General features: G+C 40.0%; 14 protein-coding genes. 9 read left to right on the plus strand and 5 right to left on the minus strand.

The window, feature by feature from the left end:
- The first annotated feature begins 16 nt into the window (after positions 1–16).
- From ABDW32_RS08360 to ABDW32_RS08375, 4 genes are all read left to right on the plus strand, one after another.
- Positions 17–1,198 (plus strand): DUF5000 domain-containing lipoprotein, encoded by a 1,182-nt coding sequence (locus tag ABDW32_RS08360; RefSeq protein WP_343561314.1) that lies wholly within the window; start codon positions 17–19, stop codon positions 1,196–1,198.
- A gap of 23 nt (positions 1,199–1,221) precedes the next feature.
- Positions 1,222–2,433 (plus strand): DUF4998 domain-containing protein, encoded by a 1,212-nt coding sequence (locus ABDW32_RS08365; RefSeq protein WP_343561316.1) that lies wholly within the window; start codon positions 1,222–1,224, stop codon positions 2,431–2,433.
- A gap of 108 nt (positions 2,434–2,541) precedes the next feature.
- Complete coding sequence (locus ABDW32_RS08370; protein WP_343561318.1) at positions 2,542–4,899, plus strand: discoidin domain-containing protein; 2,358 nt, start codon at positions 2,542–2,544, stop codon at positions 4,897–4,899.
- 44 nt (positions 4,900–4,943) lie between these two features.
- Complete coding sequence (locus ABDW32_RS08375) at positions 4,944–7,274, plus strand: glycoside hydrolase family 95 protein (RefSeq protein ID WP_343561319.1); 2,331 nt, start codon at positions 4,944–4,946, stop codon at positions 7,272–7,274.
- Between the two features lie 144 nt (positions 7,275–7,418).
- On the opposite strand, the gene ABDW32_RS08380 is transcribed toward ABDW32_RS08375, so the two are convergent.
- The 4 genes from ABDW32_RS08380 to ABDW32_RS08395 all read right to left on the minus strand — a co-directional run bounded on the left by ABDW32_RS08380 (position 7,419) and on the right by ABDW32_RS08395 (position 10,343).
- On the minus strand, positions 7,419–8,357 hold the full coding sequence (locus tag ABDW32_RS08380; protein WP_343561321.1) for a DUF5777 family beta-barrel protein: 939 nt from the start codon (positions 8,355–8,357) through the stop codon (positions 7,419–7,421).
- Positions 8,358–8,375: 18 nt separating this feature from the next.
- Positions 8,376–8,924, minus strand: coding sequence for a YceI family protein (locus ABDW32_RS08385; protein ID WP_343561323.1), 549 nt, complete (start codon positions 8,922–8,924; stop codon positions 8,376–8,378).
- Between the two features lie 12 nt (positions 8,925–8,936).
- A complete protein-coding gene (locus ABDW32_RS08390; RefSeq protein ID WP_343561325.1) occupies positions 8,937–9,341 on the minus strand; it encodes a cytochrome c in 405 nt (134 codons plus the stop codon).
- A gap of 153 nt (positions 9,342–9,494) precedes the next feature.
- Positions 9,495–10,343, minus strand: a complete 849-nt coding sequence (locus ABDW32_RS08395; protein WP_343561327.1) for a hypothetical protein — start codon at positions 10,341–10,343, stop codon at positions 9,495–9,497.
- Between the two features lie 63 nt (positions 10,344–10,406).
- On the opposite strand from ABDW32_RS08395, the gene ABDW32_RS08400 reads away from it, so the two are divergent.
- The gene (locus ABDW32_RS08400; RefSeq protein WP_343561329.1) at positions 10,407–11,084 is read left to right on the plus strand and encodes a sigma-70 family RNA polymerase sigma factor; all 678 of its coding nucleotides are present in this window, start codon (positions 10,407–10,409) and stop codon (positions 11,082–11,084) included.
- On the plus strand, positions 11,081–12,334 hold the full coding sequence (locus tag ABDW32_RS08405) for an outer membrane beta-barrel protein (RefSeq protein WP_343561331.1): 1,254 nt from the start codon (positions 11,081–11,083) through the stop codon (positions 12,332–12,334). The genes ABDW32_RS08400 and ABDW32_RS08405 overlap by 4 nt, the downstream gene beginning before the upstream one ends.
- 597 nt (positions 12,335–12,931) lie before the next feature.
- Here the strand turns inward: ABDW32_RS08405 and ABDW32_RS08410 are convergent.
- Positions 12,932–13,561 (minus strand): hypothetical protein, encoded by a 630-nt coding sequence (locus ABDW32_RS08410; protein WP_343561333.1) that lies wholly within the window; start codon positions 13,559–13,561, stop codon positions 12,932–12,934.
- 220 nt (positions 13,562–13,781) lie between these two features.
- Between ABDW32_RS08410 and ABDW32_RS08415 the strand changes: the two genes are divergently transcribed.
- From ABDW32_RS08415 to ABDW32_RS08425, 3 genes are all read left to right on the plus strand, one after another.
- On the plus strand, positions 13,782–14,219 hold the full coding sequence (locus ABDW32_RS08415; RefSeq protein ID WP_343561335.1) for a GNAT family N-acetyltransferase: 438 nt from the start codon (positions 13,782–13,784) through the stop codon (positions 14,217–14,219).
- Positions 14,220–14,349: 130 nt separating this feature from the next.
- A complete protein-coding gene (locus ABDW32_RS08420; RefSeq protein WP_343561337.1) occupies positions 14,350–14,808 on the plus strand; it encodes a hypothetical protein in 459 nt (152 codons plus the stop codon).
- A 167-nt stretch (positions 14,809–14,975) separates the two neighbouring features.
- Entirely contained in the window at positions 14,976–15,716 is a 741-nt protein-coding gene (locus ABDW32_RS08425; protein WP_343561339.1) for an SDR family NAD(P)-dependent oxidoreductase, read from the plus strand.
- Positions 15,717–15,790 lie beyond the last annotated feature (74 nt).

The raw sequence follows: 15,790 nt of genomic DNA on the forward strand, positions 1-15,790 counted from the left end.
ATTGAGAAAAGAAGAAATGAAACAAATAATATCTGTGTTATTTGCGGGACTATTGATCGCTGGGACGATCGCATCCTGTCAGAAAACCGAGGTGGGTACAATGGATAAAAGTGATAAGCAGGCTCCGGGGCCTGTGAGCAATGCTGAGGTTGAAAATTTAAATGGGGCGGCGAAAATAACCTATAGCCTGCCAAAAGATCATGATTTACTGTATGTAAGAGCCGAGTATACCACAAAAGACGGTATTGTGCGGACGACAAAAGTGAGCCGGTATCTTGACAGTGTTGTTCTCGCAGGATTCGCTGATACGGACGTTTATGAAGCAAGGTTATATGCGGTTGATAAAAGTGAAAATGTATCAGCACCATTGGTGGTAAAGGTAAAGCCCAAAACGCCACCTTTTGACCTTGTGAAGGAAAAGCTTGTAGCGAGTGAAGCATTTGGAGGGATAGATGTTACCTATCAAAACGAGATTGGTTCTGATGTCGCTATCGTGATCTTAACCAATGATAAACTGGGCAATTTTGTCCCCGTGAAAACGCTTAGTACAAAGGCTAAAACAGGACGTTTCGGGGCTAGGGAACTTCCGGCCGTGGAAACCCGGTTTGGATTGATGGTCAGGGATCGCTGGGGTAACCTGTCGGACACGACTTACGTGACCTTAACACCTATCTTTGAGGCTAGACTGGATCGGACAAAGATGAAAGGCTTAAATATCAATGGTACGGATGCTAAAAATTACCCCGGAAACGAGGTTGAATATCTTTTCGATGGGGATGTGAGCAATGCGACGGCATATCATACGATTGATCCTGTAAAGATGCCTCAATGGTTTACTTTTGATATTGGGAAGACAGCCAAATTGAGCCGTTTAGTCTGGTTTATGAGACAGGGCTGGTATTATAACCTGCACAATCCTAGAAAGGTAGAAATATGGGGTTCTAACAATCCGAGCCCAGATGGCAGTTTCACAAACTGGGTGTTGCTTGCCGAGCACGAACAGATTAAACCCTCGGGTTTACCTGTAGGGCAGAACTCTAACGCCGATAATGAGGCTGCTCTTGAGGGAGAAACGATCACAATCCCGATAGAAGCACCCGCAGTAAGGTATATCCGTTTTAAGACCTTACAAAACTGGAGCAATGGTGTTTATGTAAATTTCACGGAACTGGCGTTGTGGGGAAATCCTAATCCGTAGTAACCTACTTTAAAAGAGAAAATATGAAAATAATAAAATATATAACCTGCTTTTTTTTCTGTATCGTTGCTGGGACTGTTATAATGTCCTGTACAAAAGAAGACGATTATAAAGAAATTACAAAAGATGGCGAAATTTACTATCCGGGAAGAGCAGATAGTGTCGCAGCCAATGGGGGAAGGAACAGGATTCAATTGCGTATCATTCTTGGCAATGACCCATTGGTAACTAAGGTCAAAGTGTTCTGGAAAAATAATACGGATTCCGTGGAAGCTAATGTTGTAAAGACAACTGGAAAGGATGTGGTCGATTTTATGTTCAATAACCTTACCCAAGGGGCCTATTCTTTTGAGGTATATACGTATACCGCCAATAACGCAAGATCAATTGTAAAAAAAGTAACGGGTACCGCGTATGGTGATAATTATCAACGTGCATTGTCCAATCGTACAGTAAAATCAATTGGTTTCTCTCCAGATGGAAACAAGCTTATTGTCGATTGGAATGCAGCATTAGATGGTGAAAAGTCCATTGAGCTAAAGTATATAGATGAAGCGGGTGTGGCACAGACAGTCATTGTTCCGGGAGGAAGTGCAACGACGGAGCTGCCGGGGTATAAGGAACAATCCAAGATCACTTACAGATCCATTTATCTGCCCGAACCCCATGCGATAGATGAGTTTACTGTCGAGCCGATGGAATCGACTATCCCTTTATTCGAACGGCAGTTGGATAAGTCCAAATTTAAAGAATATGTTCTGCCAACAGATGTTACTGACAACTGGGGATGGCTATTGCGTTTTCTATGGGATGAGAATTACGAAACACCTGGGTTTGCATCTACATACAGTAACACACCTTGGTTCACTTTCGATATGGGAGAGTCTGTTTCGATTAATAAATTCAAAACCTGGCAGGCAACAGACCGGATTTTCAGGGCAGAAAGCATTAAGCGATTTGAAATCTGGGGGAGCAATAATCCTGCTTCAGACGGATCTTGGGCGAGTTGGACAAAATTGGCCGAATGTCAATCCGTGAAACCATCGGGATTACCGGTCGGGCAAACAACAGACGGAGATATCAACTACGCAAAAGCAGGTGAAGAATTTAAACTTGCTCCGGGAACACCTAAAGCGAGGTATATCCGAATTAAAGTACTGGAAACTTGGGGTAATGGTTCATTTATCACCATGGGAGAACTAGGTGTATGGACTAGTGATAAGATAAGCAAATAATAACGATTTTTTAGCATGTGCTAATACGAGAAATATTCAGGGTAAAACCGTTAGATTTTACCCTGAAATTTATGCAAAATTCAAACGGGTAATATAATGAAATCAACTATGTTTAAAAACACAATTACAACACTTTACTTAGCTCTTGCAGCCAGTGCCGCTTTAGCACAGACAAACGCTGGTTCATCGAAAATAATTAAGATCAACGGAAAAGGTGCCGGACGACTTTTTGATGGGGTCGGAGCGGTCAGTGCAGGCTCTTCCTCGAGACTGTTAATCGATTATGCCGATAAATCCAGAAGCGATATTTTAGATTACCTGTTCAAACCGAACTTCGGCGCTGGCTTTACTTACCTTAAGACTGAAATTGGGGGAGATGGTAACACCACCTGTGGTTCGGAGCCAAGTTTTGCACGAACAAGGCCCGAAATGGAAAAACCTCATTACAATCGGGGATTTGAGTACTGGCTGATGCGTGAAGCTGCAAATCGAAACCCGAATATAGAACTCGATGCGCTGGAATGGAGCATGCCCGGATGGTTTAAAGGCGTGTGGTCACAGGATAACGCCGACTACCTGGTCAAGTTTATTGAAGGTGCAAAACATTGGGGACTCAAGATGAAGTATATTTCAGGTTGTTGGAATGAACGCGATTATAACAGGGATTGGATTGTCAATGTTTTAAGACCTACACTCGATCGAAATGGCTTTAAAGATATTAAAATAAATGCACCCGAAGGGGCCGGCAAAGCATGGGAAATCAGTGATTTGCTGGTGAAAGACTCCGTATTCAGAAATACAATTTCATCGATCAGCTATCATTATCCAGATTCCTATATGTGGGGATATAGAGGTGAGGAACCAAACCCAAATTCTGTTTTGACAGAATTACCCTTATGGTCTGGTGAGGATTTTTCATTGCCCGGAGCATCTTGGAGAAACACGACATATTTGGCCAAGAACATTCTAAAATGTTACATCAAATGGAAAATAGTAAAAGTAAATATGTGGTGTCCGATTGCTTCAATGCCCGATATTTCCTGTTTTTCGAATGTAGGTTTGATGAAAGGCACTACGCCCTGGTCGGGATATTATGAGGTGTGGCCAACGATCTGGGCAGTAGCGCATTTTAACCAGTTTGCCAAACCGGGATGGAAGTACCTTGATAGTGGCTGTGGGGAATTCAGTGGTGATGGTGCTTACTGTACTTATAAAAATATGGATGGCAGCAATGATTATAGTATAGTGGTGGTCAGTGGTTCAGAGGGGCAGAAATTAACATTCAATATCGCTGATCTTCCTAAAGATAAGTTGCATGTGTGGAAGTCGGACAGTAAAAACCAATTTGTACAACAGGAAGACGTTTCAGTAGTCAATGGAGAAGTTACTTTAGCTGTTGATCCGGAGAGTATTTATACGATTACGACGACGACGGGTCAGCAAAAGGGCGCGCACAATATCCCTAAGGAAAAAGCCTTCCCGACAAAATACAGTGATAATTTTGATAATTACTCCTTAGAAAGAGCACCGCTTTCGCCGAAATATTTTTATGACAACTCGGGTGCTTTTGAATTGGCGCAATCTGAAGGGAATAATAAATACTTAAGACAATTGCTCGTAAACGATATCACCCATTGGATTCCAGATGAATGTGCCTATACGTTTGTTGCGCAAAATACGGAATGGGAGCAGGGCGAAATTTCATCTGATGTTTTTGTCGAAAATGATGCATTTAATGGGGTTGGTTATGCCGGACTAATTTTGAGAGGAGCCTATGATAAAGCCAATCAATCAAATATTCCTTTTGGCTATCGCTTTAATATCTATAAAGACGGTACATGGAAACTTCAGACGAAGAAAAATATACTTGCAAGTGGAAATGTGGATGCAAGTAAATGGCATAAACTGAAGCTGACCGGAAAAGGAAGCAATATCAAAGGTTACATAGACGGCCAACTCGTTGTTGATGTGCAGGATGATACCTATTCAATTGGGGCAGCCGGTTACGTGTCAGGCTTTAATTTTGCTGGATTCGACAACCTTGTCCTCAACTATACGCCAGCTTCAGGTCAATTGCTGTCTGCATGGAAACCAGCTACCTCTCCGGCTGATCCCGTGGGACATAGCTTGATTGGTGCATTTGATGGCAATAGCCTTTCCAAGTGGAGTCCAAAAGCTGACGGTACCGAACAACATCTGGTGGTGGATCTTGGTTCTGTACAGAAAATCAAAAGATGTGAAACCTTTACGGATTTTGTAGATAAAGGAGCACAATATAAAATTGAGTATTCCGCCGACAATGTAAAATGGTCTGTTTTTGCCGATAAAAGCAACAACGCTAAAATATCAATTCCATGTTTTGCCGATGAGGGCAATGCCAAAGCAAGATGGGTACGATTGACAGTGTTACCTGCAAAAGATAAGACTATAGCCAATATCTATGAATTTAAGGTTTATGGAGATTAAAGAGCTTTCCACAACAAAATGAGGGATTTGAAACAATATATATCATGAAGAAACTGTTAACTGTATTTTATTTTTGCTGCTTCGCTCTAATAACTGTATCTGGCCAGCAAAAGCCCTTAAAATTGTGGTATGATAAACCAGCGGAAATTTGGGAAGCCACGTTACCGCTGGGTAATGGCCGATTGGGAATGACGCCTGATGGTGGTATTTTAAAAGAACGCATTGTCCTGAACGATATTACTTTATGGTCTGGAAGTCCGCAGGATGCCAATAACTATGAGGCTTATAAAAGCCTTCCGGCCATTCGGAAACTTATTTTAGAAGGTAAAAATGATGAAGCGCAAGCCTTGGTAAACAGCAATTTTGTTTGTAAAGGCGAAGGCTCAGCAGGAGAAAGGTGGGGTAAGTTTCAAACAATGGGTGCATTGCAAATCGAGTTCAGCTATAAGGGGGATCAGGGAGAGGACCAAAAAGTTGAAAACTACAGTCGTGAGCTCTTATTGGACCAAGCCATTGCGAACTGTACATTTACACGTAATGGTGTGAAGTATAAACGAGAGTATTTTACAAGTTTTGATGATGATGTTGACGTCATTCGGTTGACAGCAGACAAGCCGGGGCAGCTCAATTGCCGTATTGCGATGAATCGGCCGGAGCGTTATCAGCTTAATACGGTGGGCAACGAATTGCAGATGTCTGGCCAGCTCAATAACGGTACCGATGGTAAAGGGATGAAGTATCTGGCTCGGGTACAGGCGAAATTGAAAGACGGAACTATCCGTCCGGAAAATAATAAGCTGGTTATTGAAGATGCTACTGAGGTATTGATTTACATTTCTGCTGGAACTGATTTCAGGGGCTTTGACTTTGAAGAAAAGACAAGTCAATTTTTGTCCGCAGCGATGAAAAAAAGTTATGACCTGCAAAAAGGCAATCATATCGCTGCATTCAGCAAGCTCTTTAAACGTGCTTATATCGATCTTGGAGAAGGGACAGCAGCAGATTTACCAACAGACCGTCGTATTGCCAATTTCTACAACAATTTCAATAATGATCCGTCACTTGCTACGTTGTTTTTTCAGTATGGAAGGTACCTGAGCATCAGCAGTACGCGGGTAGGACTGCTGCCCCCAAATTTACAGGGGCTTTGGGCACAGGAGATCAACACACCATGGAATGGGGATTATCACCTGGATGTGAATGTACAGATGAACCATTGGCCCCTGGAAGTGGTCAATCTATCTGAACTGAATCTGCCATTAGCGGAATTGGTGAAAAGTCTTGTTGAACCGGGAAAAAAAACAGCCAAGGCTTACTATAATGCTGATGGCTGGATTGCGCATGTCATTACCAATGTCTGGGGATTTACGGAGCCCGGCGAGAACGCGTCATGGGGAGCATCAAATGCAGGCTCTGGATGGCTATGTAGCAATTTATGGGATCATTATGCTTTTACAAACGATTTAAACTATTTAAAGGATATCTATCCTGTATTGAAAGGTTCGGCTGAATTTTATAAAAGTGTGCTAGTGAAAGACCCTAAAACAGGCTGGATGGTAACTTCACCCTCGGTTTCGCCTGAGAATACGTTCTATATGGCTAACGGAAAGACCGCGAGTATCTGTATGGGACCTACTATCGATAATCAGATTGTACGGGAGCTATTTACAAATGTGATCATCGCCTCCAAAAAGCTGAAAATTGATCATGCGTTTAGACGGGATTTGGAGCATTTGTTGCAGGCAGTACCGCCGGCTGGAGTGATCAGCAAAGATGGACGTATACAAGAATGGTTGGAGGATTATAAGGAAATCGAACCGACCCACCGTCATGTTTCTCATTTATATGGGGTTTATCCGGCTCCATTAATCACACCTTTATCTACTCCCGAACTCGCGGAAGCTGCAAAGAAGACACTTGAGGTAAGAGGAGATAATAGTACGAGCTGGTCCATCGCTTATAAGACCTTGTTTTGGGCAAGACTTCATCATGGAAACAGAGCGTTCAAATTGATCCGGGAAATGCTGAAACCGGTAGCTGACCCCAACAATATGGGCGGTGGTGGTGGTGTTTACCCGAATCTATTTTCCGCACATCCTCCATTTCAGATCGATGGCAATTTCGGTGCTACAGCGGGTATCGCAGAAATGCTTTTGCAGAGTCATGATGGCTGTATAGATCTGTTGCCTGCTTTACCTGATGCATGGAAAAATGGCGAGGTGAAAGGCCTCAAAGCGAGGGGCAATTACACGGTCGACATGAAATGGAGAGATGGTAAATTGATCAAATATAGCATACGCTCTGTGAAGCCGGAGAAAATAAAAATCAGATTAAATGGTGGCTATCAGTGGTACACCACACTTAAAAATATATAAGTAGCTGTTCGAAAAAATGACTCTCATGTGCATTTGAAAAAATACTATTATCCCCCGCCGATAAAGGTGAGGGGGATAATAGTTCAGTTTTAAACGGTTAATATCATGCATAGCAAACCGATAAACACAGTGTATTTATTGGCTTTATCCTTTATCTTTTTTGTTAAAATTAAAACGTCTTGCAATGCTGAATCCCCATCTAAATTGCCCCTTCCCCCATGAACTGTTGGTCTCACTGATGAACTGTGATTCTTGTATCGCTGTGGCATTTGTAAAATTGAGATGAAATATATGGCCACCGGTATCCATTTCCAAACCAACTCCTAGCGCATTGTAGTAGCGTTGGCCAGTGAGTTCTTCGCGGTATTTCTTTTTCGAGGATTGACGGAAGGGAAGGAAATAGTCGGCAACGAATGCTATTCTTTTACTGACTTTCGCCCTACCACCAATGCCGATGGCAAACATGTTATTCTGGTCATTATAAGCTGTATAATTACGGTGAAGATAGGAGGGAACGACAGTAAGAGAAAAACTCGAACTGAATTTTCTGGCAATAATCAATTGCGTCACATAGCTCAGGCGGTCGCTGAACCGTTCGAAACTTGCCGCTGAATGTTTTTCTTCCGAAGCCGCCATCGCAGACACCACTGTGCTTCCAAAAAAAGCGACCGATACGGGTACACTATTGTCTATTGTTTGTTCAACAAAGCGGTATTTGATATTACCTTCATAGAGTTGTCTGACTTCGGTGGCACCTTTGGCTCTTGCGATTCCAATGTTGATATTATCCGTTAAACCATAATCAAAACCGATCCTGATATCTGTTGAATTGTCAAGACCGAAGAAATTTTTTGCTCCGCCGGCACTTCCGCCAATATCTCCAAACCGGTGATCTACTCTGAAATCCATTTCATTTCGATGAATGGTTTCAGTGGTTTTTAGATTGATCAAGTTGCCCGATTTAAATGTCGCTGTAACTTTTTCGTTCTTTGGCCCGTCAAGCTTGATCATTTTCTCGAGATCTTCCTGTGCAGCTACTTTCAGCGAAATAATAGATAGCATTATGCCTAGTATACTTTTCATGATGGAATGGAATAATTATTAGTTATAAGCAGCTTCTATTTTTACTTTCACGACCTCCGCAATTTTCTTCCCGACGATTGAGGGAATACTGATTTTATGGTCTGCCAGTCTGACATCAAAGGCAGCAATAGCTTTTATTGTACCATTCTTTACATTGAAAGTCGCAGCAGTAGAATAGGGTTTACCGACACCATGGATTTGTAAAGTACCTGAAACATTCAATTTGTAGGTGCCATCTTTGGCTAGTTTTTCACAGTCTTCAATCTTACCTTTAAATTCAGAAAGCGGATATTTATCACTCTCCATATAGTTTTCGTTAAAGTGCTCCTGCATCAGCTTTTTGTCAAATTGGAATGAGGTAATTTTCACCCGAAAGATGATCTCTCCTGTTTTGATATTTAGGGCAGACCCTGCTAAATTGCTTTTTGCTTCTATATCTTCCAGGGGGGCGCTGCTGAAAAAAGAAATGCTTGCAGCTTTGGAGACTAAAGAATTTGTCTGTTGAGCGAACGTCGCTTTACTCCCGAGCAATAACAGGAGTATACTATAGATATGTATCTTATTCATATGAGTTTTGCATTAGTTTTCCGGCGTATTGCGTTTGATCCAGGCATCCAGCAATTCGATTTCTTTCGCTGTCAGAGTGCCCCCGATGGGCATCGTCTTGGTTACCAATACAACGTTGTTAATTCTTGTTATATGATCTTTGACGGAGTTATATCCGTTAAATTCCCAGCGTGCACTGGCGGGTTTTCCCGCGGTATGGCATGACCTACATTTGGTTTCAAAAAAGGCTTTTGCAAAATTTGTATAAGACACATTTTTCACAGTAACTTCTTCTGAACCCGAAGGTTCAGGAGATAATTCCTCCGCTTGTTTTTTTGTACATCCTGTAAGTGCAATCGCTATTACAATAACAGTCGCAATAGTCAATAAGAGCTTATTGTTCGGAATGAGTGGTCTAGCTATTTTTAGTTTTTTCATCTGTATCATTTTTTCGTGAAGTTGATGAAGCTATCAGTTTTATTTCTTACACGTTTTAATTAGTTGTTGCCGATCGAGCCTGGTCTAAAAGTTTCGGGTCAGCGCAGTGGGCCGTGTATGGGAATAAATCGCGATAGCTTCCTAAACGATAATTTAGCTGGTAGGTGCGGTAGCTGTTTTGTCGTTTAAGATTGGCCAAACACCAGGGCGGGGGAAGCTAATTCCTTTGTTGTCACCACGTTGTTGATCCTGGCCAAAATAGTACATAGGCCATCCTTTGAAAGTCAATTGTTTTTTACCAAAAACATCGATAACCGAAATATCTGCCGATTTTACGAGGGATGGTAAGGCCCCTTTGTCCATTTGATAGATTGGCCAGATAGCATCATTGCTGAAATCGGGTTTGGTAAATGTATTTTTATTGAATTTGTCGGGGTTAAAGGCGTAAAGAGTTCGGCCTTTATCGTCGGTTAAATACAAGGTGTTGCCCGTACCTTCCGTGTAATCTCCTAAATAGTTTTTTCCATCTTGCCCGACAAGTTGTGCATTGGCAACCATCAGTAGATAATCAGGCTTTGCCACATACCAAATTTTATTTACGGCATCTCCTTTTACAGGATCAGATTGGCTATCTCCAGCATAATAATATAGTGGCCAACCTTTGTAGGTACTTTGTTTGCTACCATCGGATCTCGTAATTTCACCCAGAAGACTTTTATCGATCTTCATATCAGAACTAGTCTCACTGTTATGATAAATCGGCCAGGTTGATAGACAATTTCCCGTACATGTAGACACACCTTTTGTATCGTTCGAGAAGAAATAGAGCGTTTTTCCATTGGCATCCGTTAGGATAGTACCAAATTGAACATTTGAGGCTGTTTGTATTCCTTTCTTTTTATCTTCAGGAGCTTTATCCTCATCTTTAGAACAAGATATCAATAGGGATAACATGAAAATGGCCATTAGGGCTGTTTTTACATTTTTTTTGTTGAGTTCCATAATATTGAGTTTTAATTGTTGATATTAGCCATTACGGACATGTTCTGGAAAAGGTTGCCTGCAATGAAAAAAAAAATTTTTTTCATTGCAGGCAACCTTTTTTGTTCGCTCATCGTACGACATTTTATACTATATTTATCAAAAGAAAAGCAACAATATCGAGTGGCGATAACAGAAGTTGACGAAAAATCTATCCATATTATTAAGGGATGCATTAATGAGGACCGGAGATCTCAAAAAGATCTTTATACCACATATTATGCGCTGGCACTGGGTATATGTTTACGATATGCCGATAATAAAGAAGACGCAATAGGTATTTTAAATGAGGGATTTTTTAAAGTATTTAAGAATATAATCAAATATGATTATCAGAAGCCATTATCTGCCTGGATCAAAAAAATCATGACAAACACGGCAATAGATTATTATCGCGCTAAAATTAGGCAGGGTTATTTGGTGGATATTGCTGTGGTTGAGCATGCTATTGCCGATCATGACACGATAACTCAAAAATTGAATTACGAAGATTTGCTAGGAATGATACATCGGCTTCCGCCGGCCTATCGAACAGTGTTTAATCTTTATGCGATTGATGGCTATGGACATGAAGAGATCAGTGATATGTTGGGCATTGCCGTTGGGACTTCAAAATCCAATTTGCATAAAGCCCGCGGACGGCTAGCTGAAATGGTGAAAAACCAAGAGGAGACAAAAGGTAAAACTGGGGAGAATACATGATGGAAAAGGACAAGAACAAGATTGATGAGATCTTTAGAGAAGGTCTCGATGAAGCCAATTTTGACTTTCAGGAATCGCATTGGGAGGAGATGGAGTCTCGATTGAACAATGATCGGAATAAAAGAAAGTCAACTTTGTATTTCCTTACAGCATTATCTTTGGCAGCAGCTGCAGTTCTCGCTCTTTTCTTTATTTGGGATAAGGATGTGCCGGTAGAAAGCAAAAAAATGAGTAATTCTGGTGAATCCGCTGCTATAAATAGATCTGAGAAGCAGGTAGGAGATACGATTATTCAAGATCACCTTTCACGAATAACACCGCAAAGGAAAACGGAAAATATAAAATCCGCGTTGAAAGAGGATGTTGATTTTAGTCTTTGGGAAAAAACTGGCGATGGGCTGATACAGTATAATACGATAGGAGCGCTTCCAAAAGCAAATAATGGTATCCTGCGACGGATTGAAACTAAAACCGATTTTACCGTTCCAAAAATGAAAACTCAAGTTGGGCAACTACCAGGTTTCAACTTATCCATAGACCCGGTTGAAACAACAGGAGATCGCTTAGCCGCGTTGTATAATCAAAGGCAAGTTGAGGAGCCCAATGTACAAAAAAGGGAGCCGTCGGTGTTAACACTTTTGGCCGGACCTGACCTAACGAGTGTAAAAGGCGCCGGTAAATCTTCCTTAAGTCAGAACGTTGGTCTGGCGTATTCCTATCCATTGACTAAAGGGTTGAGTGTCTCTGTTGGTGCTGTCTATGCCAAGAAGAATTATAAGTCAGCATACAGCTTTTATGCGCCTTCGAATCCTCCCCAATTGACACAGTTGCCTAGCCAGGTCAGTGCCGTATGTGATGTCATCGATGTCCCCTTGACAGCAAATTATACGGTATTGAAAAGTAAAAAAGTAAAGTTTAATGTCAGCGCTGGCCTGTCCAGCTATTTTATGCTGAAAGAAAAATATACGTTCGATTATGAAGCCGAAAGCAGCTATGGTGGGAAAAAGGGGGCAGTCTATGAACCCCAAGGAAGTTATGGAGATAAAAAAAGTGCAACCTATGAAGTCAAGGGAGAGAACCAGCATATTTTTGGTGTAGCAGATTTTTCAATATCAGTTGAAAAGAAAATCAGCAACAAGGTCAATATCGGGGTAAAGCCCTTTATTAAGATACCTCTGACAGGAATAGGATATGGGAATGTGGACCTACAGTCAAAAGGTGTAGCAGTTACACTGGGATTGAGTTTATGATGCGATCAGCATATACCACTCGAGTATCAAGCTATTCATGTTCACAAGTGAATTATCCTGTCGAGCTGGGGTAAGCTTTTATCATCCGGTTTAAAAATAATGGGAACTATGGACGTATTTGTGAAGCATATCTATGGAATCCTGAGCAAGGACAGCTGTTCAAAATTGAGGTCTGCAAAAATAAAATAAAAAGTCTATTATTTTAGTAGATATTTTTGTTTTTATGCTTTTAGATGTTTATATTTGTCCTATCATAATTTAGGTTTATAATTGGTTATTTAAAGGTTTTCATTCTCCCCGTTTGAAAACCTTTTTTGTTTATGTACTGTTTTAATCAAGGATCAATTCACTAACTCTGTTCATTTCTCTCTATGCGAAGTTGTTGAATCCTTTCTGATTTAATGCAGGTCTTATGTTATTTACTTGTAGCCTTGATTGTTCGAGATGTAAACCAGTTCTTTTATGTGTATGACCAAGGGATAAAGTTTGGGGTCGCCTGTTTCAGAATCCAAGATTTTACAAATGACTCAGCTTTTATCGAATTGATATTCAGGTGGTATACCGAGAAAGGGCACTGTAGTTGTTTTGTGAGATGCGTTAGTTCATTCGCATTTTTTGAATTTTGTTGGAAACATAGGCGTTATACTGTATGAAACTTGGATATTGATCTGTTTTAGCCAATTCCGGGATAATAACGGCTAATTCGGTACCCAAATCTAAAAACTGTTTCTCAAGAAGCTTAAACCTATTTTCATCAGCACGCTCTTTAGCCTTGGTCATTTCAGCGAGAAGGTTTTCCAGTTTATCCAAATATTTTTCAGCTTTCTCGTTGTTTAACTCAGGACGATTTGCACTTCCAACCTGTGTTGTTGCTTGTCTATTTTGTACACTTTTGCCGGACTGATTATTGTTGAACAATGTATTTACACCAAAAGCTAGTAGTGTAAACAGGGGTAGAACAATCAGCATGATAACTGGTCTGCCGCCATATTTTTTAAATTTGATGTAAGCATAATATAAAAGTATACCTCCCAATATAAGTAAACCGATTGCTAAACCTATATTTCCTAAAAATTCATAGACAGGAAGTAATATTCTTGGGATTCTATAAGATGATTGCGCACTAAAATACCTGACTCCAAGGGCCAAAAAAAATGCGCCAATAAATCCCATCGCGAAGGATTTAATTTTTTCTGCAATTGCCTGAATGTTTTTTGCTGTTGTCATTTTGTCTAAGGTCTAATGGGCTGAACGAATAAGATCAGCCTTTACAAACCTAAAATTAATGACTACTTTAAAATTAAATCTATCTATTTACAATCCGTAATATCCCTTTTACAATTCGATAAATTGCCAGCCTGAATACAGAAAGGCTGGGGTGCTTTTTTACTTGGACAGTATAATGTGTAAATAAAATCAGACTTTTGTTCTTTAAAAATTTACGGTTATGATTAGAAAAATTGAAGCGAGCGATTATCAAAATCTAGTTCTAATATGGGAGAGCGCTGTATTGAACACTCATGATTTTCTAAAAGAGAAGGACTTTAATTACTATAAGGAGCAAATTCCAACCTATTTTCAACATGTTTTATTATTGGGCTATGAGGAAAATGGAGTATTAGTTGCGTTTATGGGAATTTCCGGAGAAAACCTTGAGATGTTATTTATTCATAATGATTATCGTGGTAAAGGAATTGGAAAACAACTTATTTACCATGCAATAAGACATTTGGAAGTAACTAATGTAGATGTAAATGAACAAAATATCCAAGCTGTGGATTTCTACAAGCATATCGGATTTAAAGTTCTTAAAAGGTCTCCATTGGACGGACAAGGTAAAGAATATCCGATCTTACATATGGGATTGGAAGCAAATAACTACTAAGCTGAGAGACTATTAACAGTAACTTTAATGCAGATATTTCTATTGAGAGTGCAAATCTATTCCTTGCTTAATCTTGTAGCGAATCAAATAGGATTACCGTTTAATATTATGCTAATCAAATAGATACATTATGGTAAATTACTTTAAATTATTTGTCCTCCCCATTATTTTTCTTACTGTCGGAGCATGCAAAAGCAATGATAATAATGTGTTTTGTGCCGAGATTTATATTCCAATGGTAAGTAATATAAATTATGTCAATGAAAATGGAAAGGATTTAATATTTAGTGACAGCCCACTTTATCCTATCGAAGGAATCGAATTATATAAAATAGCGCCAAACGACCAACATATTCCGCTTTCATTTACAATAAATAGAGCGCAAAAATTTATTGCTGTTAATTTGGAAAAAATGGAAAATGGAACATACTATATGCAACTCAAACCGGGTGTAATAGACAGAATAAGCTATACAGCTAAAATTGATGAAGGTGATCCTTGCAAAGATTATAAACTAACGGATTTAAAACAAAATGATAAATCAGGTCAATACGATAAAAAAACACAGGTTTGGACTTTTAAAAAATAGGGCCACAGTGTGCAGATAAGCAAAATCAGTGCTGTGATCTCTAATGCTCGATTTTTCTGCAAGGAATTTTATTGACTTTAAAGCGAAGAATATTAAATGTAGCAAGTTTCGGATTTTATCTTTTTATCTCGCGGGATAGCTTTGTATAAACTAATACATCAAGCGATATGCAAATTTTTAAAGATAAAGTCATTCTCATTACGGGTGCTAATAGAGGTATAGGCCGGGCACTTGTAAAAGCGCTATTGAAGAATGGTGCAAAAAAAATCTATGCTACCTGTAGGAATTTGAATACAATGCCCGCATTTGATGACAATAGAGTCGTTACTTTGCCGCTCGATATTACCGACGACAAGCAGATCTCAATGATTACAGCGACCGCGCAGGACACTGAAATACTGATCAATAATGCGGGAGTTTTAAGCGCGGGAAATATTTTGGAAGGCGATCTGACAGGAATGAATAACGATATGCGCGTAAATTATTTTGGAACAATAAAAATGATGCGCGCGTTTACACCTATTCTGAAAAAAAATAAGCCGTCAGAAATGATCAACATCGTTTCAATTGCAGCTTACTCACCTTTACCTTCCATTGCTGGATACGCTGCTTCAAAAGCAGCACTTTTTTCTGCAACACAATCTGTTCGCATAGAACTGGCTAAAGATGGAGTTACTGTTTATGCGGTCAATCCTGGTGCAATTGATACGGATATGAACAAAGGAAGTGATTGGGATATGCCAGATCCGGATAGCACGGCTCTAAAAATATTGGGATATGTATCCGAGGGTATACTTGATGTTGTTCCTGATACAATGGGGCAGGAGATGTACAGCAACTGGCGGGAAGATCCTTTGAAATTAGCAAAGATTTTTTCAGATTTATACTATGCCCAAAACAGCAACTAAAATCACTTAGTAAGTAAACTCACGCTGACCTCTTGTTTAATTCCTCATAAAACACTATCTTTTTTATAAAATTA

This window comes from Sphingobacterium sp. (assembly GCF_039596235.1).
Taxonomy (GTDB): Bacteria; Bacteroidota; Bacteroidia; order Sphingobacteriales; family Sphingobacteriaceae; genus Sphingobacterium.